Origin of the sequence: Carboxylicivirga longa (assembly GCF_050589825.1) — a bacterium.
GTDB classification, from domain to species: domain Bacteria; phylum Bacteroidota; class Bacteroidia; order Bacteroidales; family Marinilabiliaceae; genus Carboxylicivirga; species Carboxylicivirga longa.
In genome coordinates this window covers 164,350-183,867 of record NZ_JBNGOZ010000008.1, presented here as the reverse complement: position 1 = coordinate 183,867, position 19,518 = coordinate 164,350, and the positions used below count along the sequence as shown (strand labels likewise).

The window sequence follows — 19,518 nt, the reverse complement described above, 5'->3', positions numbered from 1 at the left end:
ACTATGTCAAAAAGAGATTATTACGAGGTACTGGAGGTATCTAAAGGAGCTTCTAAAGAGGAGATAAAGAAAGCATACCGTAAGAAGGCCATAAAATATCACCCTGATAAAAATCAGGGAGATAAGGCTGCGGAGGAAAAATTTAAAGAAGCGGCAGAAGCCTATGAAGTGCTGTCTAACGACGAAAAGCGTCAGCGCTACGACCAGTATGGTCACGCCGGTGTAGGCGGTGCTGCGGGTGGCGGCTTCGGCGGAGGCGGTATGTCCATGGACGATATCTTCTCTCATTTTGGCGATATCTTTGGTGGTGGCTTCGGCGGTTTTGGTGGCTTTGGCGGTTCGTCTCGAGGGGGACGACGTGTTAACAAAGGCTCTAATCTGCGTGTAAAAGTGAAGCTGAACCTGAGTGAGATAGCCAACGGTGCCGAGAAAAAAATCAAGGTTAAGAAGTACGTTGAGTGTAAGCACTGTAGTGGTTCAGGTGCCGAAAATGGTTCTTCCTACAGTAATTGTTCAACGTGTCAGGGAAGCGGCCAGGTAACGCGCATATCGAATACTATACTTGGGCAGATGCAAACTTCATCGACCTGTCCTACGTGTAATGGTGACGGTAAGATCATCACCAATAAATGTAAATACTGTAACGGTGAGGGTATTATGCGCGATGAAGAAATCATCAGCCTGAATATACCGGCCGGTGTAGAAGAGGGTATGCAGTTGTCTGTTTCGGGTAAGGGTAATGCAGCCCGTCGGGGCGGTATTAATGGCGATCTGCTGGTGCTCATTGAGGAAGAAAGACACCCCGAGCTGGTGCGTGATGGTAATAACCTTATTTACAGTCTGAATATCAGTATCCCCGAGGCTATCTTAGGCAAGACAGCGGAGATACCCACGGTGGATGGTGCTGTTAAGGTGAAGATTGAGGCGGGTACCCAGCCCGGTAAGATCCTTCGATTGCGTGGCAAGGGGCTGCCCGAGGTAAATAGTTATGGTAAGGGCGATCTGCTGGTTCATGTGCAGGTGTTTATACCAAAGGAGCTTAGCAAGGAGGAACGTAAGTCGGTTGAGAAGTTGCAATCGTCCGAGAGTTTTCAGCCTCAAAAAGGCAGCGGTGAAGGTTTTTTCAGTCGTATGCGAAATATGTTTGAATAATAGTGTTTTGAAGCAAGCACTTCACCCTGCTGATATTCCAGTGGTGTTAGTGGCTAATGTTGTGCTGTTTCAGTCTTGTTTGTACATAATATTAAAAGATAAAGCCGGTTTTTGCCGGCTTTTCTTATTAAATATTCCCTGTTATTTGTAACATTCGTGGCCACCTTGCGTTTATTGCGATTATATTTCTTGTTGGGGCACTGCTTTATTAAAGCAAATAATCTGTGCTGCTGCAGGGTTAAAAGTTCCTTGTTTATAATAAAACTAACTGTATATGAAAAAGATGTTGATGGCCTGTCTTGCTGTGTTAATGCTGGCAGGCTGTGTAGGTGATGAGTTTAATACCGATCGTTTGGTGGACGATGTGCAGGGTAGTGTGGGAATTTCCATCCCACTGGCAAAGGCAGATGTGAGTATAGGCGATATACTCTCCGATCAAACCGATATGGTGAAGTATGATGGTGATCGTGTTATATTATTTCAGGAGAATGACTCTTTGGAGTATGTGGGTATCAATGACTTCTTTAGTCTCTCATCTTCATCTGTGGATGTACCGGTGCCGTTTCAAGCCTTTAATCTGGAGCCTGTGCTATCAGCAGATGTACAATTTTCTTTTTCTCTTCCTCATGCTTCTCTTTCGGTGGCCGATCTCAATTATACCCTTTCAGCCCGGGGCAGTAATCTTGAAGTACCTTTGTTAGTAAGTATCATCCTACCCGCCGATAATGGGCGTGTGATTGAACTGGAAGTGCATAATAATAGTACTGTAGTAAGAAGTTTCAGGGGCGATCGCTTTCCTTTAGCCGACAATAAAATAAATATACAAGTTAATGTAAGGCCGCTTTACGGTAGTAATTTTGGTAGCACTATGGGAGCACTCAGTCTTACACTGGGTGATATGTCCTTAAATTATATTAGGGGAAGTATGGGGGAATACACCGTGAATATGAAAGAAGGAACGTACGCCCTGGATTTTGATGTGCTTAACGATATTCCCGGAGAAATTGAATTTGCCGATCCCCGCCTACATATCATAGTGGATAACGCAACCCCTTTTGCCGGACTGATTGCAGCCGATATGACGGGTCGCCTGGCAGATGGATCATCTATTAAGCTCACATCCTCACCTTTTACCCTCGAAGGAAAAGCAACAGATGAGCTTACGAAGCGTTCGCTTATGGAGTTGAATAAGGGTAATTCCAGTATCCAATCTTTTATCGCGCAAACACCCGAGGAGCTGAACTATGCCGGACTGCTTACCCTTAACCCGGGAGGTATTGTCAGTGATGAGATTGAGATTTATGATGCGGATCGTATCTATGTGGGTTATGGATTTGAAGTACCGCTTGAATTAATGTTTAATGCGGCCTTGGAAGAGGAGGTGATTGCCCTGGATGATCTGGATGTGCTGGATGAGTTAACACAGGGCTCATTGGTCTTCACCTCAGAAAATGGGCTTCCCCTTGGGGCATCGGCCACGGTGAAGTTTTATGACTCGGTAAGCGCTTCGGTGATTGAAACCATGGATGTTGACATTGTGGACGCGGCAACGGTTGATGCAGAAGGTAAGGTTAATATGACTGCAACTGCTGTGAATGAGGTGGTCTTAACATCATCGCAAATTGAAAGTCTGCAACAGGCTGATGAGTTGCGTGTTACCGTGCAGCTGAATACAAGTGACTATGATAAGGGTCAGATAGTGGTTTTTCAAAAACAAAACCGACTATCACTACAACTAGCCATCCGTGGTAAGATCGAATACAATAACTAATTCATAATAGCAAGCATAATGAAATATCTATATAGTCTTATTATGGCTCTGGCAATGGTGTTTACTGCCCGGGCGCAAGACAATACCTTAATGTTTACAAAGGGCATTCCGCAGGCAGCACAAATGAATGCGGCCTTTCGCCCTGTAAATAACTGGTATATCGCCATGCCGGCTTTGGGCAGTGTTCAGTTCAAAGGGGCCAACAGTGGCTTTTCCTGGAGCGACATTATACGTGAGGGAACAGGTCTTCAACGCGACTCACTCATCATCGACCTTGATTATGCAGCGGCTCAGATGAAGGATAACAACCTGCTGGCAACGGAAGCTTCCCTTCAGGTGCTGGGTTTTGGTTTTGCTGCCCGACATTGGTTTTTCACTGTTGATGTGAACCACAAGTTCAAGGCACAGGTAAATTACCCTCTGTCACTGATGGATTTGCGTTATGGTAACTGGGATTATGATACGCAAAAACCCATTAATCATTCTCTTTCGGATATGCATGTGAATGGTCTTGATTATCATGAGCTGGCATTGGGTATTTCGCGCGAGATAACGGAGCGACTGACCCTTGGGCTGCGGGTGAAATATCTTATTGGTGTGGCCAATGTGGAGTCGGAGTACCTGACGCTTGACATGGAAACTTTTGAAAATGGCGATATGCGTCTTATTGCGGATGCGGCCTTTCGCACCAATGTGCCGCTGGATGTGATCTATGATGCTGAGGGTTATGTTGATGAGTTGTCTGTTAGTGATTCGGCTGAGGATCTGCTAAGTTCAACAAGCAATACAGGCTGGGGCTTTGATGTGGGGCTCACCTATCGTTTGGGTAATAAGCTTACCCTGGGTGCTGCCGTTAACGACCTTGGTTTTATCAACTGGAAAGAGGGTACCTCGCGGCTTTATACGCAGGGAAGCTTTGACTATAATGGAGTGGACGTATCAGATGAACTGACGGGTGATGAGGGTGATGCCGACTATCTTGATCAGCTGGCCGATGATTTTAAAGAGACATTTCGTTTTAGTAACGATGAATCAAGCTATAAAACCAATTTGATGGGTAACTTCAATGTGTCGGCTGATTATCAGCCTGCGAAGTGGATTAACCTGGGGCTGGTCTCCAAAAACTATTTCGTTAACGACCAAGTTGTGCCTGAGCTTACGGTGGCTGCCGGATTGCGCGCCGGACGTTTCCTGTCAACCGCCATCAGCTATTCGTATATGAAAAATGCACCGGCCAACCTGGGTGCCGGCCTTGCTCTTAACTTTGGTGCCTTGCAGGTGTATGGTGCTACCGATAATTTAAACGCAGCCTTAAAGCCGTCGACTGCTAAGTATGTTAACGCTCGTGTGGGTATTAACTTTGTGTTTAACAGGCCCTGGATTGAAGAGGAAGCGTCAGAAGAAACAAGTTGGGAGTAGAACCATCACTACGATAAGATATTTGCACACACAAAGCCGCTTAGTTAATAAATAAACTTGGCGGCTTTTTTGTGAGGTCTTATTTCCCCCTCTTGGCTAATGAATTCTTTATTTTGTTGCTCATCAAGAAGGATAGGTAGGGAGCCATCAAACCGCCGCGTGAACCCAAGCCATTGAAAATGCCAATTTGTGGATAATTCTCTAGGAAGGTGGACACAGCCTGGCGGCTGGCCAAAGTGGGGCGCAGGCCTGTAAGCTGCCTGTGAATGGTAAGCGGCAAATCCGACAGTACCGACCATTTTTTCAGCAATTCGTTTCTTTTTTCGATGCTCGGTGCCAGGCTGTTCCAATGGTGGTCATAGGTGGCGCCCAGCTTAAAGTTACCATCACCTGTAGGCATCACAAAAATTCCTTTGCTAAGTATATTGTTGATGGACAGATTCTTAATATTGACATCCAGTAGCTCACCTTTGGTATTATTCCACTTCAGGTACTTAAAATAGGAACTTTCGGCATCGAAGGCACCGCGGCAAAATACAATACGCCTTGCATTTATGTTGTGCCAATGCACGGCATTGTTCCCTAGCGTTAAATCCGTATCCTTAAAATTTGCTTCAATCAGCAGCTTGTGCGTGATAAGATACTGTCGATAGCTTTTTAGTAATTGCGCCATGTTAAGCCTGGCAGACGGTAGAATACTACCGTAACCATAAGGTTGATGAATACCCTTGGGTAAATCGTAGCGTGCAGGGGTGGATATATAGTTGCCAAGTTCTTCTTTGGCATTGCGTTGTTGCCAGAATACTTCATCCTGAGCATCGTATATTTTATTGATGGGCATAGGGTGATAAACATCTGTTTCCAGCATCTTCTCTAAGGTTTGGTAGAGAGTGGCAGCATAGGGATGAAACAAGTCGGCCTGCCAGGCCCGTTTCATGCGTTTTACAACAATGGGGTTAATAAGGCCTGCTGCTGCTTCCGAGGCACGTCCATCAACTGCAGTGTCTACTACCTTGTGGCTTATTTTTTTCTTCAAAAGTTGGTAGGATAATAGGGTGCCGGCAAGTCCTTGTCCAACTATCAATATATCAGTGTGTTCTGTTTTTGACATGGTAAAATTGTTGCAGTATTGCTATCAAAAGAAAAAAGATACGGCACATTTGTTCAATTATCTGTAACAGGATTTCAATTCAGTGGTGTTAAAGCTTGCTATATTTCGCACTTTAAAATAAAAGGCAGAAATTACGAATTGTAATCGCTAAATGATTTTAATTATGAAAAAATTGAATTTTTTAATGACCTGGCTCTGCATTTTTATTCTTACGATGTTGACTGCTTGTCAGACAGTGGATGATATATCATCAGCCAAACATTTTGTGTGGATGGGTGAGGGTAAAAGTGAAGGTTCTGATGAGCTGGAGCAGATGTTTATCAAACTTAAAAACACCGGGATTGATGGCGTGATGTATCAGTGTGGTGTAGATAAGTATCCGGCAGTTGTGGCATTGGCTCATAAGCACGGCCTTGAATTGCATGCCTGGCAAACCATACTTCGTCGTTATGATGATCGCCTGCTAAGTGAGCATGCCGACTGGTATACCGTCAGTCGCGATGGCCGCTCAACAGCGGAGCATCCGCCTTTTGTTGATTATTATAAATGGCTGTGTCCTACCAAGCCAGAAGTAAGGGCTTACCTTACAGAATTGGTGGAATCCATAGCTGAGATCCCTAATATTGATGGTGTGCACCTCGATTATATTCGTCACTCAGATGTGATATTGGCTCGCGACCTGTGGGATGTATATGGATTGACCATGGATAAGGAATATGCACCCTACGATTTTTGTTATTGCGAAGACTGCATTGAGCGTTATAAAAAAGAAACGGGAGAGGATGCCGGTACCTTCGGTGATGCGGCACCTGATAATGAGCGTTGGCGTCAGTTTCGTTACGATATGGTAACTGAAACAGTGGATGCCCTGACAAAGGCAGTACACGCAAAAGGCAATAAAATAAATGCTGCTGTATTCCCAACACCTACTATCTCAAAAAAACTGGTACGCCAGCAATGGGATAATTGGAACATTGATGCCTACTACCCTATGAATTATCAGAGCTTTTACCGGGAGGACATTGACTGGATTGAGCAATGCTGCATTGAAGGGGTAGAGGCGATAAATGGGCGTGTGCCTCTTTATAGTGGCCTGTACATGCCGGCCATGAAAACACCAGAAGATTTTCGTCTGGCCATTCAGGCTTCGAAGAGAGGGGGTGCTTCAGGCGTGTGTGTGTTTACACCTTATGGTATGAAAGATGCGCATTGGGCTATCTTAAAAGAAGAAATTGATAAATGGTAATATTACCGGATGACTGACATCGGCAGATGCTGACAAAAATGAACTTTCTATGAAAATTAAACAACTGATGGTACTGGCACTTGCTCTATTAATGCTGGCCTGTGCTAAAAATGATGATGACATGGCCCTTAATTTAATCCCTTACCCGGTTGAAGTGCAACGGCAGGATGGATTTTTGACCCTTGATGTTGAAAACCTGACGGTATCCGGTGATGCCGACTTTGCAGTCGATCAGCTTAATAATCAGATGGCTAAGCTTTTAAACTGCCAGATGAAAAAAAGTGATAAGGGTATTATTCAGTTTAGGCTGGTGAATGATACTGATTTGCCCAGCGAGGGATATCGATTAAGGGTTGACGATGAAATTATTATTGAGGCCACCGGTAAAGCAGGTTTACTGTATGGTGCCCATACCTTGCGTCAGTTGTTTCAGCGTGAAGATGATAAGCTGATGGTGCCGCGGCTTAGCATTACTGATTATCCACGTTTTGCCTGGCGGGGCATGCATCTCGATGTGTCGCGTCACTTTTTTAGTGTGGATGAAGTGAAGCAGTTTTTGGATTACATGGTAATGAATAAACTCAACACCTTTCACTGGCATCTCGTTGATGATCAGGGATGGCGCTTGGAGATTAAGAAATATCCGAAGCTCACTGAAGTGGGTGCCTGGCGCGATAACATTGGTTTTAGTGCCAACCAGGAGAAAGGACTGAATACAAAAAATACTAAACCTTATGGCGGGTATTATACCCAGGACGAGGTAAGAGATATTGTGGCCTATGCCGCTGATCGCAATATTACCATCGTTCCGGAGATTGAATTACCGGGGCATTCGGCAGCTGCCCTCGTGGCTTATCCCGAATATTATTGCCGCAATGCCGGTTCCCTCAGTATTTGGGATCAGGCCGGTGTGTCGGCCGGTGTGTATTGCGCGGGTAAAGAGTCTACTTTTCAGTTTCTTGAGGATGTGTTGGCCGAAACCATGGATCTATTTCCCGGAGAGTTTATTCATATTGGAGGTGATGAAACGCCCAAGGATACCTGGTTGGCTTGTCCTGACTGTAAAAAGCGTATGAAACAGGAAGGTGCCCACGATGAGCATGCACTGCAAAGCTATTTTGTCCATCGCATCGAAAAGTTTCTTAACCAGCATAGTCGTCGCCTGATTGGATGGGATGAAATATTGGATGGAGGCCTTGCGCAAAGTGCTGCTGTTATGTCATGGCGGGGGGTAGCCGGGGGCGTTAAAGCTGCTGAAGCCGGTCATGATGTGGTGATGACACCCATGTTTCCCTACTATTTTAATCATACACAAAATCATCTGAGCACATCTCCCGGTCACCCCGGTATCAGTACCCTGCGCGATGTTTATACTTTCCCGTCGATACCTACAGATATTAGTGCGGAGAAGCGAAGTCATGTTATTGGTGTGCAAGCCAATATGTGGAGTGAGTATATGCCTGAATTTGAACATATCGAATATAATCTCTTTCCGAGGGTCTTTGCCATTTCTGAGGTAGCGTGGAGTCCTGCCATCAGGAAATGGGAAGATTTTTACACGCGGGTGCAGCATCAACTGAGTGTAATTGAACAGCTGGGCGTTACCCCAGGCGATATCAGTTATCATGTACGCATTAATGTGGAGCCCGATTATGCTGATAAGAGTGCTGGTATTGAATTTGTGACAGAGCGCCCCAATCCTGTGTATTATACTATTGATGGCACGCAGCCCACGCCGGATAGCAAGCTGTATGAAGGGTCTTTTCGTCTGCGCGAAGATGCCCATATCAAGGCGATTCAGTTCAAGGCCGATGGTAGCAGCACGCATCAATCCGAAAAGGAGTTGATTTTTCACAAGGCTTTTGGTAAGCCATATAAATTGAAGTATGCCTATGCCCCACAGTACGATGGTGGAGGTGAATACGGATTGACCAATGGCTTTTTAGGTGTTGAAGTGGGTGTTGAAGAAAAACCCATTGATTTGGTGATTGACCTGGGTGAAGTAACCGATATCAGCCATATTAACTCGCGCTTTAAAAATGCGCCCATGTCTTGGGTTTTTGGTCCTAAGAAGGTGACGTATCAGGTGTCGGCCGATGGTGAATTATTTGAGCAGGTGGCTGTTTTTGAGCCCGGCGTTACGCAAAGTGATGTTAATGAGATGGTGGATTATCCGGCCGATTTCGAGCTAACTAAGGCGCGTTATGTGCGGGTGGTTGCAGAGAGTGTGGGCATCTGTCCATCTTGGCATCCGGCGGCCGGCGGTAAGGCATGGTTGTTTTCCGATGAGGTGATTGTGCGATAGTATATCACCTCAAAAAAATATGTTTGGTGTAGTAGTTTAGCGCCTCTTCGTTGCCTTTATGGTAGCAAGAGGCGTTTTGTTTTACCATCGTATGGGTGCTTTACCGTGTTTGGTAAGGTAGCTGTTGCTTGTACTGAAATGTTTGTTGCCAAAGAAACCCCGGTGTGCCGATAAGGGAGAGGGATGCACTGATTTTAGTATCAGGTGTTTACTACTGTCTATCATCGATGCTTTTTTTTGTGCGTAGGCACCCCACAGCAAAAACACAAGATGTTCACCTTGTTCGGACAGTGTTTTAATGGCTGCATCAGTAAATTGTTCCCAGCCTTTTTTCTGGTGCGAACCGGCCTTGCCCGCTTCTACAGTTAGGGTGGCATTTAGCAATAATACCCCCTGCTGTGCCCAATGACTAAGGTTGCCATGTTGAGGGCGCGCAAGACCCATGTCAGTGCTTAGCTCTTTATAGATGTTTACCAGTGAGGGCGGTATCTTAATTCCTTTATTTACCGAAAAGCAAAGTCCGTGCGCCTGTCCCGGTCCATGATAGGGGTCCTGTCCCAGAATAACCACTTTTGTTTCCTGCAGTGGGCACAGGTTAAAAGCCGTGTATATTTCTTCTTGCGGCGGATAGATGGTATGTTGTTGATAGGCTTCCTCAACATAGGTCATCAGTTCTTTAAAATAGTCTTTGTCAAATTCGGCACTGAGTGCCTGGTACCAACCGGCTTCTAGTGATGCATTCATGCTTACAGATTCTGGAATATAAACAGAGGACAAAAATAGCGGGTAAAGCTCAATTTGCAAGTGTGTGCCATACGAAAAAAAGCGGCAGGAATAATTCACTGCCGCTTAATATCTATGGAGATACTCGAAATTGGTTTTATTTGGTGGGTTGTGCCCAGCCTGCCGCCCAGTCGGGCATAGACTTTCCATTACCGGCACCGGTGGCATTTGCCTTTTCAGTAAATGTGATGCCATCCACCGCTTTAATGGTGTTACCGGCTCCCATATCAACAAAGGCCACACCATTGATGGTGATGCGTGAGGCATCAAAATCGTTATCGCCCTCTGAGGCATAGAAATAGGCCTGTTTCGACTGGTCGCTAAGACCTCCGATAACGCAGTTGGTGATTGTTTGTATGCCGGCACCTTCTTTTAGGAACCAAGGCTTTTCTCCCATTTTGTAAATGGTAACATTATTGATTGTTGCTGTTGTCATAGGTGTTGCGGCACCATTAGTTCCGTTGTTTGAACCTTCAATACCTGATTTAGCCGAGTTATAAGCGTACCAGTAATCACCAGTACCCGACCATCCGTCAGCAAAGTCAATACCGTCATCGTTTGAGTCAATAGATACCAGGTGATCAGCATTTACGGTACCCCCGAAGAACTCAATACCATCATCGTTACCTTTGTATGAAGATACATAGCTAACTTTTGTGCCTGCGCCAACTCCAAAGAACGAAACACCGTTGAACTGCTTCTCGTTAGTAAATACGTAGCCCGTATATTCTACACGTAAGTATTCAATAGCGCCTGAGTTATCTGAAGCATCCGAACCACCATATGGCAGGTTGCCTACTTCTGAGACACCACCATTACCCGTGTTAACAGGCGCCTTGCCACAGAGTACTAAACCACCCCAGCTACCCGGCTCTTTTACATCAGAAGTCATTATTACAGGATTGGTAGCAGTGCCTTCAATAAAGATTTTACCTCCCTGAGCAACTGCAATGTAAGAAGTTGATCCTCCTTTAGCAGTAATTTTTGTTCCTGCAGGAATAGTTAATGAACCACCTTCTGCAATAACTAATGCACCGTCGAGTTTATAAGGTGTTGCCGCATTAAATTCAACGTTTGTAGTGATTGTTCCGGCTATGTTATCCGAATCAACCGGGTTTACGGGATCATTGTCATCGTTACAGCTTGCTAAAACAAGCACCATTAATGATAAAAAGAAAAAAGAAAGTTTTTTCATCTTTTAAAATGTTAAGTTAAATATAGTCTTATTAGAAATTGTATTTTAATGATAAACTGAATGTTGCTCCCCGTTTATATTGACGAACTAAGTGGTCGTCATCCATATTTTTCTGTATGCGTTCAAAATATGGGTTGAGTATATTCTTTGCCGAGAAGTCAATTCCAAACTTGTTGAACTTTGTTTTCACAATAAAATCAACGGTGTTAACAGCCTGATCAATCTGATCCCCCATGTTTGAGTGTCCGATCGAATATAATCGCTCTGAGGTGTAGTTATAAACACCGGCAATACTGATGGTTTTATTGTTTTCGTCCCACCTTTTTTTATACCCCAATGTTAGGTTGGCCAAGAATGGGGCAGCACCCTGCAGCTCAGATGTTTCCTTGTTAAAATTAGCGTTAAAGTTATAGTTGGTTTCTTTTCTGATTTTATCGGTATTAATATCTGTTTGAGATGTCATTACCGTTATATTACCTGAAGCATATACTTTTCTGATTTGATCATCTGTACTAAAGTTAAACAGATCTTTTTTGGCCGCTACCTCAACTCCATAAACATGCGCTGCATCGCCCGTGTTGGCGTTTACAAACTCATTAAATGTACCGGCAATAGTGAACTTATTGATGGGCTCGTTAATATACTTCCCAAAAACACTAGCACTTACTGCTTCTCCATTCTTGGGGAAGAATTCCCATTTTAAATCAGCGTTGTAAACTGTTGATGGTCTTAACCAAGGGTTGCCCCAGATAACGTCCGTTAACCCGGCAAAGGCAATAAACGGCATCTCTTGTAACTGAGGTAAGGTATAGGTTTGTGAAGCTGCAAAACGGAAGTTTGATTTTTGAGTAGCTGCATATTTCAATGATAAACTTGGTAGTACTTTAAATTGGTTAAAGTCAATCTTTTCTGTACGACCAGTGATATTTTGACGAGAACGTGTTTTCATTTCCTGAAATACACGCTCGGCACGAATACCTGCTAGTACAAGGAGCTTAGGCGATACATTGTACTCATACATTAGAAAGCCGGCGTGAATATTCACTTTACCTTCATAACTCTCTCCATATTTCTGCTCTCCGTTTTCATCACCTGCTGTTGGTGTGTCAATTCGGAATAAGCGATCAATAAAGTTTTCTTCATTAAAGAAGTCATCCACCTTATCAATATCAACCATTGTACCTGCATGCAGCACCTGGTGGTTGAACTGATAGTTTTCAAAGTTTCTTACTTTTATCCGACCTGAATAACCGGCAGTTACTTTGCTTCGGTAGTCAGCATCGTCAGTTAAGCCTTCACCAAATTGTTTAGAAATTGAAAAGTTAGCCGCAATTTCATTATCATCGAACTCCTGTGCGTAGCGGTAGTTACGACCAACAGCCTCGGTATCCAACTCACCCATATTGGTGTCTTCGTAATAGAAAAGGTAGGTGTTCTCAATACGGTCGGGCACACTGTTCCAAACATAGTTGTAGGCTAGTCCCCAATTAAGTTGAGTAGCTTCAGTTAACTTGTGCTCGCCAAGCAGCTGATTCACTAATACAAAGTTTCTCTGAAAATCGCCACGACGCTTTAAACCAGGTGTTTTGGGGTCATCGTTTACATCACGAATATGACCAGCCATGGTTGTCAGCTCCTGCTTCGATGTGTTAAGCATCAAACTATTGAAATATATTTCCGTGTTAGGACGAGCGTAATTAAGATTAATCATCCCGCTTGTTTGAGTAGCATAATTGTATTCATCACCCCTCAGATCATCCCAGGCATTACCTCCTGCATTAACAACGCGCTCAAGCTTTTCAGTATGGCTACGGTCATTCTCAAATGAAAAGGTAAAAAAGGTATTTAGCTTTGATACTTCGTTTAGTTCAAATGACTTCCCACCTGAAACTCCCATGCCAAAGGCAGGTACAACATTACTTTCAACCGGATTCCATGAGTTTTCGAAACCATAGGCTTCTCTATTTTTGACCGCATCAATATCAGGTAATTTTGTAGTTGAAAAACCTGTTTTCCCCGGGCCATCGTTTAAGTAGAACTTATCTAAGTTGAATAAACTTGAGTTTTGAGATCCTTTAACGCTTAAAGTGAGGAATGAATCTCCCGTTAAGCGTTTAGATACAATATTAATATTAGCACCACCAAAGTCACCATATAAAGGTACTGAGTAGGTCTTTTCAATATTCATATAAGAAATTACATCTGTTGTAAACAACCCCAGGTCGATGTTTTTAAGTTCAGCATTATTTGAGGGTAATGGAAGTCCATTATAAGTAGTTGTATTATATCGGTCTCCTAATCCACGAACATTCAACGACTGTGAGCCTTCCTGTTTTGCAATACCGGAAACTTTCGTTGCCGCAGAAGCCGCATCGCCAACCCCTTGTGCCGATAGCTGTGAGGCTCCGATGTATTCAACGGCCATGGCTGCCTGCCGCTGTTCCAGCATTAAAAAATTTTCAGATTCCCGGTTGGCTTTGGCAACCACTTTTACTTCACTTAAATCAAGCTTTATCTCATCCATCGAGAAGTTAACGATCGTCTCTTTTCCTTCGCGCACTACTATCTGCTCTTTTACTTGGGGCTCGTAAGCAATATACTGACAGCGAAGTGTGTAGGTGCCAGGCTTCAGGGCGCTCAGGTTATAATCCCCCATCACATCGGTGGTGATGCCGGTGGAGGTGCCATCAATTACTACAGCTGCACCAATAAGTTCCTTTCCTGTGTCACTATCGGTGATTTTCCCTTTTAACCTGCCTGTTTGTGCAAATCCTGTTGTCAGGCTGATCAGCCATGCAATCAAAATTCCAAATACTTGTCTTTTCATTTTCCTCGCAATAATTCAATTCTTTCACGAGCAAAAGTAGGGCATTGATTAGGCGAAGCTGATAAGCGAAAGTGAACAAAACATTAATAGTATGTTATGTGCTTTTGGCCAGTGTTAATTGATTATTAAGCGGATAAAAACGGGCTATTTTTTCGTGTAGGATTTTGAGAAATCGCGATGTGCCTTCATGAGGTTGACAGAATGCAGAAGCAAATTTTTTGTTTCGCTCAGTACATCCATAAATACAATAGTCATGCGCGTGCGGCCGTTTCCTTTTTGAATGCGCTTAATTTGATTGCGTCGTATCGTATCCAAAAAGGTGATTAAAAAATTATACTTACTACTTATTTCGTTGAGGTGGTCAAATTTTTGCTCTTTTTTGATGTGAATCAGGTGGTTGAAGTAAGCGGATACTTCATCGAGCAATTCCTGAAGATCATTGCGCTGAGCCTCTGTCATGCCTTTGTGTTGGTTTTCAATATGTGAAAACAGAATCTGTGAAATATTGGTCAGGCTACTAACCAGTTCGGTGAGGTAATCATAAGCTTGCGCGAAGTATTGGCCTGAGTCGACATTTTCTTCAGCGATGTGGGCATAGGCATAAAAAAACTTCGATTTGCTGTTGCGTGTATATTTATTCAGTAGAAGTGCCTTATGATGTGCCTCATATAGCTGGCGCACATCTTCATCAATAAAGCCCTGTAGGCTGAGATAAAAAACCTTGGAGGCTTCCTGCAAGTGCTGCCGTATTTGGTCACCCCCTTCTTCTGCCAGGTGTTCCAGGTTGTTATCGATCCCCTCCTCAAGCTCTTCCTTAAGATGTTGCTTTTCTTCTTGTTTCCTCCGGTGATATCTGCTGCTAATAATCAGCCATGTAATGGCCACTGCTGCAAGAGCGAGGGCGGCTATCCACTGACCATGCCATATAATATAGGTAAAGATGAATGTTCCAATAAAGGCCAGGCTGGCCGTAAAAAACCAGCCGCTTAGAATAGATAGGACTCCTGATACGCGATAAACGGCACTTTCGCGTCCCCAGGCCTGATCGGCCAATGAGGTGCCCATGGCTACCATAAAAACGATAAAAGTAGTGGAAAGCGGAAATTGGAGATAGGTGCCCATGGAAATGAGAACGCTGGCAACCACCAAGTTGACCGCTGCTCTTACGGTATCGAAGTATATGATGCCGTCAATGCCTTGATGCTCCATTTGTTCAGCTTTGCGATAGCGTGATTCAATAAGGCTAGCCAAACGCTTGGGTAAAGCACCCATTATAAAGGTGTGCGCATGAAGGGCGTTGCGCACAATAATTCTGGATAGATGGGAGGGTTCAAAGCGCTCGAAGCCGCTGGATTGGCGTCCCAGGAATACTTCTGTTTCAGTAACACTTCGGGCTTTACGTGACGTAAATAGAGTGATAATCATAATTACAGCCGCCAGGGTAAAAAGAAGCATGTAGGTATAGTCGTTAAAGAGGTCTTTGCGAACCACTTCATCACTAATAAAAGCCATTGAATATTGCGCAGGAATAGATTGGCCGGAAGCCAGAAAAGCTCTAAAGCTTTCAAAGGCCGATAAAGGAATGCCAATGAAGTTTACTAAATCGTTGGCTGCAAAGGAAAGAGCCAGTGCAAAAGTGCCGAACAGCACTATTATCCTTGGTATATTCAAATTAAAGGATAGGCCAAAGAACAGGAATATGAAGGTGGATCCGGCAAAAATGCCCAATAGTATCTCATGCTGATAGATCATGATGGCTTCAAACCACTGGTGGCCGTCAAATAGGCTCGACTGACTTAGAGATTTTTTAAAAATCATAAAAACCATAGTGCTAATAGCCAGTCCGCCCACCACAGCAAATAAATATTTGAGTCGGTTTGTGTAATTAAAACTAAAAATCAGGCGGGTAACAAATTGAACGACCATGCCTGCGACAAATGCCAGGAAAATTGACAGCAGAATGCCCGCTAGAATAATAAAGGCCTTGTCGGTGTTAACCAACTGAGCTAACTCAAGACTTGGATATTATCAGTTTTGCTTTTTATAAACGAGAGGGCCGTGGCTCCACCCAATAGCTCAAAAACAACAGCAATTGTTGTGGAGGTGGGGAAACCAAGGGTGTTAAATCCGTCTATAAGAATGATATCCAATATCATAACGGCAGTAAACACTACCATGAGTTCGACGAAATTAAAGCTTGAAGGATAGATAACACCTTTGCGCGCTACTTCCATCATGTTGGCAGAAAGCAGGGAGCCAAACAACAGACCAATGGCGGCAATCCAATATATCAGCTGTCGCTTAGCCGCCCGTGATCCAAGTGCCGCATTTAAAAAATTAACTGCGTCGTTAGATACGCCGACTACCACGTCGATAATGGCAAGCAAGCTTAGGAGAACGACTGCGATCCAGATAAAAGTCATAAGGCAATCGAAATTTAGTGCAAAGATAGGTTGCATGGAGTTAGTGTTGATGTTGTCAATGTTAAGTTTGTGTTATTTTCTACATAGTCTTGAAGGTAGAAAATGCAGGTAATCGCAGGCTGGTAAAGAAATAGGCTCTTAATATTTTTTTAACATGGGCAGAACGGTTTATGGCTTGAGAGATACGCTTATAAATCTGTTAACTTTGCCCATATACGATCAATTACTATTGTGTTATGAAATCTCTCGAACCGCAGAAAATCGCTGGTTTTGTGTCCATTGGTTTTCTAGTAATGGCTTTTATTTTTTTCGGGGTGAATTATTATAGTCCTAATCTGTATTATTCCTTGGTCATTTCGGTGCCGGTTTTCTTTGCCATCGCTTTTGCATTTGTTAATTTCCTGATTAATACCTTTATCTATTCCAAGATTAAAACCTTATATCAAAAAGTGTACAGTCATGATAAGGTTTCGTTAGCTTCGAATAATCAGACTGATAGCGATGATATCTTGTCAACTGTTAACAAGGAAGTGGTAAGTTGGATGCAGGACAGAACTCAGGAGATACAGCAGTTGAAGAAGATGGAGAAGTATCGTAAAGAGTTTTTGGGTAATGTATCGCATGAACTTAAAACACCTGTTTTTAATATACAAGGGTATATCCTAACCCTGTTAGATGGCGGTATTGACGACCCTAATATCAACAAGCGTTTTCTTACACGTACGGAGAAGAGTATTGATCGCATGATTTCCATTATTGAAGATCTGGAGGCCATATCGAAACTCGAGACCGGGGAATTGAAATTAAGTACTGAGCGTTTTAATTTGATGCAATTAATCGATGAAGTGTTTGAGATGCACGATATGAGAGCCCAGGAAAAGAAAATTAAGCTATTGCAGGGTAAGGGTGTTGCTTCGCCTTTATATGTGATGGCTGATAAGCAGCGTATTTTTCAGGTTATGAGTAATTTGGTGGTTAACTCCATTAATTATGGAAAAAAGGGAGGCAGTACCACTGTTAGCGTCTTTAATATGGATAACCGGGTTTTGGTGGAGGTTGAGGACACCGGTATTGGGATAGCAGAAGAAAATTTGCCGCGTGTCTTTGAGCGTTTTTACAGGGTTGATAAGAGCAGAAGTCGCGAGCAGGGCGGAACGGGTTTAGGCCTGGCCATTGTTAAGCACCTTATCGAAGCTCATGGGCAGCGCATTAATGTGCGCAGTGTTTGCGGGCAGGGTTCAGTTTTTGCTTTCACACTTGAAAAAGCTGCAGAGTGAAATTTTATGTAGCCTCAATGTTTTTTATATTACTATTTGAATCTATTTTTTCTTATTAAGTTAGCATTATGGATGTGGAAAATTACAAAGTGCTCCTCGTGGATGATGAGCCCGATATATTAGAGTTTATAAGTTATAATATGCGTAAAGAGGGCTTCAATGTGCTTACCGCGAATAATGGGCAGGAGGCTATTGAGCTTGCTAAGACTGAGAAGCCCGAACTCATTGTTTTGGATGTGATGATGCCCGAGATGGATGGCATAGAAACCTGCGAGGAACTGAAAAAATTTCCCGATTTGCAGAATACGATAATCGCTTTTCTGACGGCCCGTGGTGAGGATTACTCGCAAATTGCTGGATTTGATGCCGGTGCTGATGATTATATTACTAAGCCGATTAAACCGAAGGTATTTATTTCGCGGGTAAAGGCTTTGCTCAAAAGGTATCGATCAGAAGAAGTTTCGACCTTAGATGATCAGCCGGATACTGTCAATATCGGCAACCTGGTGATCGACCGTGAACGCTATTTAGTTATTAATTCGGGCAGCGAATTGGTATTGCCTAAAAAGGAATTTGAGTTGCTTTTATTGCTGGCATCAAAACCGCACAAAGTTTTTACCCGCGAGCAGATATATAATGAAGTGTGGGGTGAAAATATTATTGTAGGTGACCGTACCATCGATGTGCACATTCGCAAATTGCGCGAGAAGCTTGGTTCTGAGTATATTAAAACGATTAAAGGGGTGGGTTATAAGTTCGTGGTTTAATCGCAAAACAATATAGTTGTTATAAATATTGTATAGCCTTAGCAAATTACTTACTTTTATCCTTGTTTAATTTATGCCTAAATGTTAGTGGGCTTATCAAGCAAATTTAGTTCTATGAGGAAACTAATAACATTTTTTGCCATCACTGCACTGTTGGTAGGAGCAGGATGTAAAGACAAAGATGCCAAGGTACCACAGAAACCGGTTAAAAAAGCCGTTGTCCAGAAAAAGGTGGAAGTAAAAGATACCCTTGTGCAGGAGCCCATTGTTGAGGAGGTGATCCCTGAACCGCCTAAGCCAGCCAATAAATACTTCCTAATTGCGGGTAGTTTTTCAAAGCGTCACAATGCGGATGTATTCATGGAAAAGTTGATAAACGATGGGTATAATGCCGAAATAATTGAGCGACGCAATGGTCCGAATGAGGAGTTTTTTAAGGTGTCGTATAAGGCTTTTCATGATAAGACAGAAGCGCTGGCCGAACTTCAAATTGCCCGCAATACCGCCGGCAGTGAGAATGTATGGCTGTTGATAAAAAAGTAATCGGGAATACAGAATAAAAATTGGGAATTAAAAAAAGCTTGCCAGTGTGGCAAGCTTTTTTTTAATTGGTAACTAATGCAATATTAGTTTGTTTTGTAGGCATATTTAACTGTTTTAAGCTCTTCGTTGGCTTTAACAATTTTATCCTTCAGGCTTTCTTTAAAATCAGCGAGTTGTTGCGATAAGGCGGCGTCGCCGGTAGCAATCATTTGAACGGCTAGTATACCTGCGTTTTGGGCGCCATTGATTCCTACGGTGGCCACCGGAATGCCCGGAGGCATCTGTGCGATAGACAAGAGGGCATCCATGCCATCAAGGCTGGCGTTAATGGGCACACCAATCACCGGTATCTTTACCATCGAGGCTATTACGCCCGGCAAGTGAGCAGCCATACCGGCCGCTGCGATAATCACTTTTATGCCACGCTGTTCAGCGTTTTTGGCAAACTCTTCTACTTGAGCTGGTGTGCGGTGAGCCGAGAGTGCATTAATCTCAAATGGCACTTTCAGGTCATTTAAAAAATCAGCGGCTTTCTTCATCACCGGAAGATCCGATGTGCTACCCATGATAATACTGACTTGTGGTTGCATAATTAATCGATATATGGTTTTTAATAATTCTTTGTGAGTAACTTTCGATGATCTTTTTTTCAGTCACAAAAATAGTTAAGAAAGGTTATAATCATGTGGTTATTCTTAT

At 43.4% G+C, this 19,518-nt stretch carries 15 protein-coding genes; 8 read left to right on the top strand and 7 right to left on the bottom strand.

The genetic code is table 11. The features are described 5' to 3' along the window. Nucleotides 1-3 precede the first annotated feature (3 nt). From dnaJ to ACRD7A_RS09250, 3 genes are all read left to right on the top strand, one after another. A complete protein-coding gene (gene dnaJ / locus ACRD7A_RS09260; RefSeq protein ID WP_430810560.1) occupies nucleotides 4-1,152 on the top strand; it encodes a molecular chaperone DnaJ in 1,149 nt (382 codons plus the stop codon). Nucleotides 1,153-1,426: 274 nt separating this feature from the next. After that, nucleotides 1,427-2,923, top strand: coding sequence for a hypothetical protein (locus tag ACRD7A_RS09255; protein ID WP_430810561.1), 1,497 nt, complete (start codon nucleotides 1,427-1,429; stop codon nucleotides 2,921-2,923). 18 nt (nucleotides 2,924-2,941) lie between these two features. Then, nucleotides 2,942-4,342, top strand: coding sequence for a DUF5723 family protein (locus tag ACRD7A_RS09250; protein WP_430810562.1), 1,401 nt, complete (start codon nucleotides 2,942-2,944; stop codon nucleotides 4,340-4,342). A gap of 79 nt (nucleotides 4,343-4,421) precedes the next feature. On the opposite strand, the gene ACRD7A_RS09245 is transcribed toward ACRD7A_RS09250, so the two are convergent. Beyond that, nucleotides 4,422-5,453, bottom strand: a complete 1,032-nt coding sequence (locus tag ACRD7A_RS09245) for an NAD(P)/FAD-dependent oxidoreductase (RefSeq protein ID WP_430810563.1) — start codon at nucleotides 5,451-5,453, stop codon at nucleotides 4,422-4,424. A gap of 163 nt (nucleotides 5,454-5,616) precedes the next feature. On the opposite strand from ACRD7A_RS09245, the gene ACRD7A_RS09240 reads away from it, so the two are divergent. Both ACRD7A_RS09240 and ACRD7A_RS09235 read left to right on the top strand, forming a co-directional pair. Further along, complete coding sequence (locus ACRD7A_RS09240) at nucleotides 5,617-6,699, top strand: family 10 glycosylhydrolase (RefSeq protein WP_430810564.1); 1,083 nt, start codon at nucleotides 5,617-5,619, stop codon at nucleotides 6,697-6,699. 49 nt (nucleotides 6,700-6,748) lie between these two features. Further along, nucleotides 6,749-9,004: a glycoside hydrolase family 20 protein gene (locus ACRD7A_RS09235; protein WP_430810565.1), complete on the top strand. Its 2,256-nt coding sequence runs from the start codon at nucleotides 6,749-6,751 to the stop codon at nucleotides 9,002-9,004. An 81-nt stretch (nucleotides 9,005-9,085) separates the two neighbouring features. Here the strand turns inward: ACRD7A_RS09235 and ung are convergent, their stop codons facing one another. The 5 genes from ung to ACRD7A_RS09210 all read right to left on the bottom strand — a co-directional run bounded on the left by ung (nucleotide 9,086) and on the right by ACRD7A_RS09210 (nucleotide 16,268). Continuing rightward, nucleotides 9,086-9,748 carry a uracil-DNA glycosylase gene (gene ung, locus ACRD7A_RS09230; RefSeq protein ID WP_430810566.1) on the bottom strand — a complete coding sequence of 221 codons (663 nt, stop codon included), beginning with the start codon at nucleotides 9,746-9,748 and terminating at the stop codon, nucleotides 9,086-9,088. 136 nt (nucleotides 9,749-9,884) lie between these two features. After that, complete coding sequence (locus tag ACRD7A_RS09225) at nucleotides 9,885-10,982, bottom strand: hypothetical protein (RefSeq protein ID WP_430810567.1); 1,098 nt, start codon at nucleotides 10,980-10,982, stop codon at nucleotides 9,885-9,887. Between the two features lie 31 nt (nucleotides 10,983-11,013). Continuing rightward, nucleotides 11,014-13,809 carry a TonB-dependent receptor gene (locus ACRD7A_RS09220; protein WP_430810568.1) on the bottom strand — a complete coding sequence of 932 codons (2,796 nt, stop codon included), beginning with the start codon at nucleotides 13,807-13,809 and terminating at the stop codon, nucleotides 11,014-11,016. A gap of 144 nt (nucleotides 13,810-13,953) precedes the next feature. Next, nucleotides 13,954-15,735 carry an inorganic phosphate transporter gene (locus ACRD7A_RS09215; RefSeq protein ID WP_430810569.1) on the bottom strand — a complete coding sequence of 594 codons (1,782 nt, stop codon included), beginning with the start codon at nucleotides 15,733-15,735 and terminating at the stop codon, nucleotides 13,954-13,956. A gap of 80 nt (nucleotides 15,736-15,815) precedes the next feature. Then, nucleotides 15,816-16,268, bottom strand: a complete 453-nt coding sequence (locus ACRD7A_RS09210) for an inorganic phosphate transporter (RefSeq protein WP_430810570.1) — start codon at nucleotides 16,266-16,268, stop codon at nucleotides 15,816-15,818. 200 nt (nucleotides 16,269-16,468) lie between these two features. Between ACRD7A_RS09210 and ACRD7A_RS09205 the strand changes: the two genes are divergently transcribed. The 3 genes from ACRD7A_RS09205 (at nucleotide 16,469) to ACRD7A_RS09195 (ending at nucleotide 18,819) form a co-directional block, all read left to right on the top strand. Next, nucleotides 16,469-17,509 (top strand): sensor histidine kinase, encoded by a 1,041-nt coding sequence (locus tag ACRD7A_RS09205; protein WP_430810571.1) that lies wholly within the window; start codon nucleotides 16,469-16,471, stop codon nucleotides 17,507-17,509. Nucleotides 17,510-17,577: 68 nt separating this feature from the next. Further along, nucleotides 17,578-18,276, top strand: a complete 699-nt coding sequence (locus ACRD7A_RS09200) for a response regulator transcription factor (protein WP_430810572.1) — start codon at nucleotides 17,578-17,580, stop codon at nucleotides 18,274-18,276. Between the two features lie 114 nt (nucleotides 18,277-18,390). Continuing rightward, a complete protein-coding gene (locus tag ACRD7A_RS09195) occupies nucleotides 18,391-18,819 on the top strand; it encodes an SPOR domain-containing protein (RefSeq protein ID WP_430810573.1) in 429 nt (142 codons plus the stop codon). An 83-nt stretch (nucleotides 18,820-18,902) separates the two neighbouring features. Here the strand turns inward: ACRD7A_RS09195 and purE are convergent, their stop codons facing one another. Continuing rightward, entirely contained in the window at nucleotides 18,903-19,409 is a 507-nt protein-coding gene (gene purE / locus ACRD7A_RS09190) for a 5-(carboxyamino)imidazole ribonucleotide mutase (RefSeq protein ID WP_430810574.1), read from the bottom strand. Nucleotides 19,410-19,518 lie beyond the last annotated feature (109 nt).

Excerpts from the sequence above, each read along its gene's own strand:
- dnaJ (WP_430810560.1), top strand. The coding sequence starts at position 4 with ATGTCAAAAAGAGATTATTACGAGGTACTGGAGGTATCTAAAGGAGCT.
- ACRD7A_RS09250 (WP_430810562.1), top strand. The coding sequence starts at position 2,942 with ATGAAATATCTATATAGTCTTATTATGGCTCTGGCAATGGTGTTTACT.
- ACRD7A_RS09245 (WP_430810563.1), bottom strand. The coding sequence starts at position 5,453 with ATGTCAAAAACAGAACACACTGATATATTGATAGTTGGACAAGGACTT.
- purE (WP_430810574.1), bottom strand. The coding sequence starts at position 19,409 with ATGCAACCACAAGTCAGTATTATCATGGGTAGCACATCGGATCTTCCG.
- ACRD7A_RS09210 (WP_430810570.1), bottom strand. The coding sequence starts at position 16,268 with ATGCAACCTATCTTTGCACTAAATTTCGATTGCCTTATGACTTTTATC.
- ACRD7A_RS09205 (WP_430810571.1), top strand. The coding sequence starts at position 16,469 with ATGAAATCTCTCGAACCGCAGAAAATCGCTGGTTTTGTGTCCATTGGT.
- ACRD7A_RS09195 (WP_430810573.1), top strand. The coding sequence starts at position 18,391 with ATGAGGAAACTAATAACATTTTTTGCCATCACTGCACTGTTGGTAGGA.
- ACRD7A_RS09225 (WP_430810567.1), bottom strand. The coding sequence starts at position 10,982 with ATGAAAAAACTTTCTTTTTTCTTTTTATCATTAATGGTGCTTGTTTTA.
- ACRD7A_RS09220 (WP_430810568.1), bottom strand. The coding sequence starts at position 13,809 with ATGAAAAGACAAGTATTTGGAATTTTGATTGCATGGCTGATCAGCCTG.
- ACRD7A_RS09240 (WP_430810564.1), top strand. The coding sequence starts at position 5,617 with ATGAAAAAATTGAATTTTTTAATGACCTGGCTCTGCATTTTTATTCTT.
- ACRD7A_RS09200 (WP_430810572.1), top strand. The coding sequence starts at position 17,578 with ATGGATGTGGAAAATTACAAAGTGCTCCTCGTGGATGATGAGCCCGAT.
- ACRD7A_RS09215 (WP_430810569.1), bottom strand. The coding sequence starts at position 15,735 with ATGGTCGTTCAATTTGTTACCCGCCTGATTTTTAGTTTTAATTACACA.
- ACRD7A_RS09255 (WP_430810561.1), top strand. The coding sequence starts at position 1,427 with ATGAAAAAGATGTTGATGGCCTGTCTTGCTGTGTTAATGCTGGCAGGC.
- ACRD7A_RS09235 (WP_430810565.1), top strand. The coding sequence starts at position 6,749 with ATGAAAATTAAACAACTGATGGTACTGGCACTTGCTCTATTAATGCTG.
- ung (WP_430810566.1), bottom strand. The coding sequence starts at position 9,748 with ATGAATGCATCACTAGAAGCCGGTTGGTACCAGGCACTCAGTGCCGAA.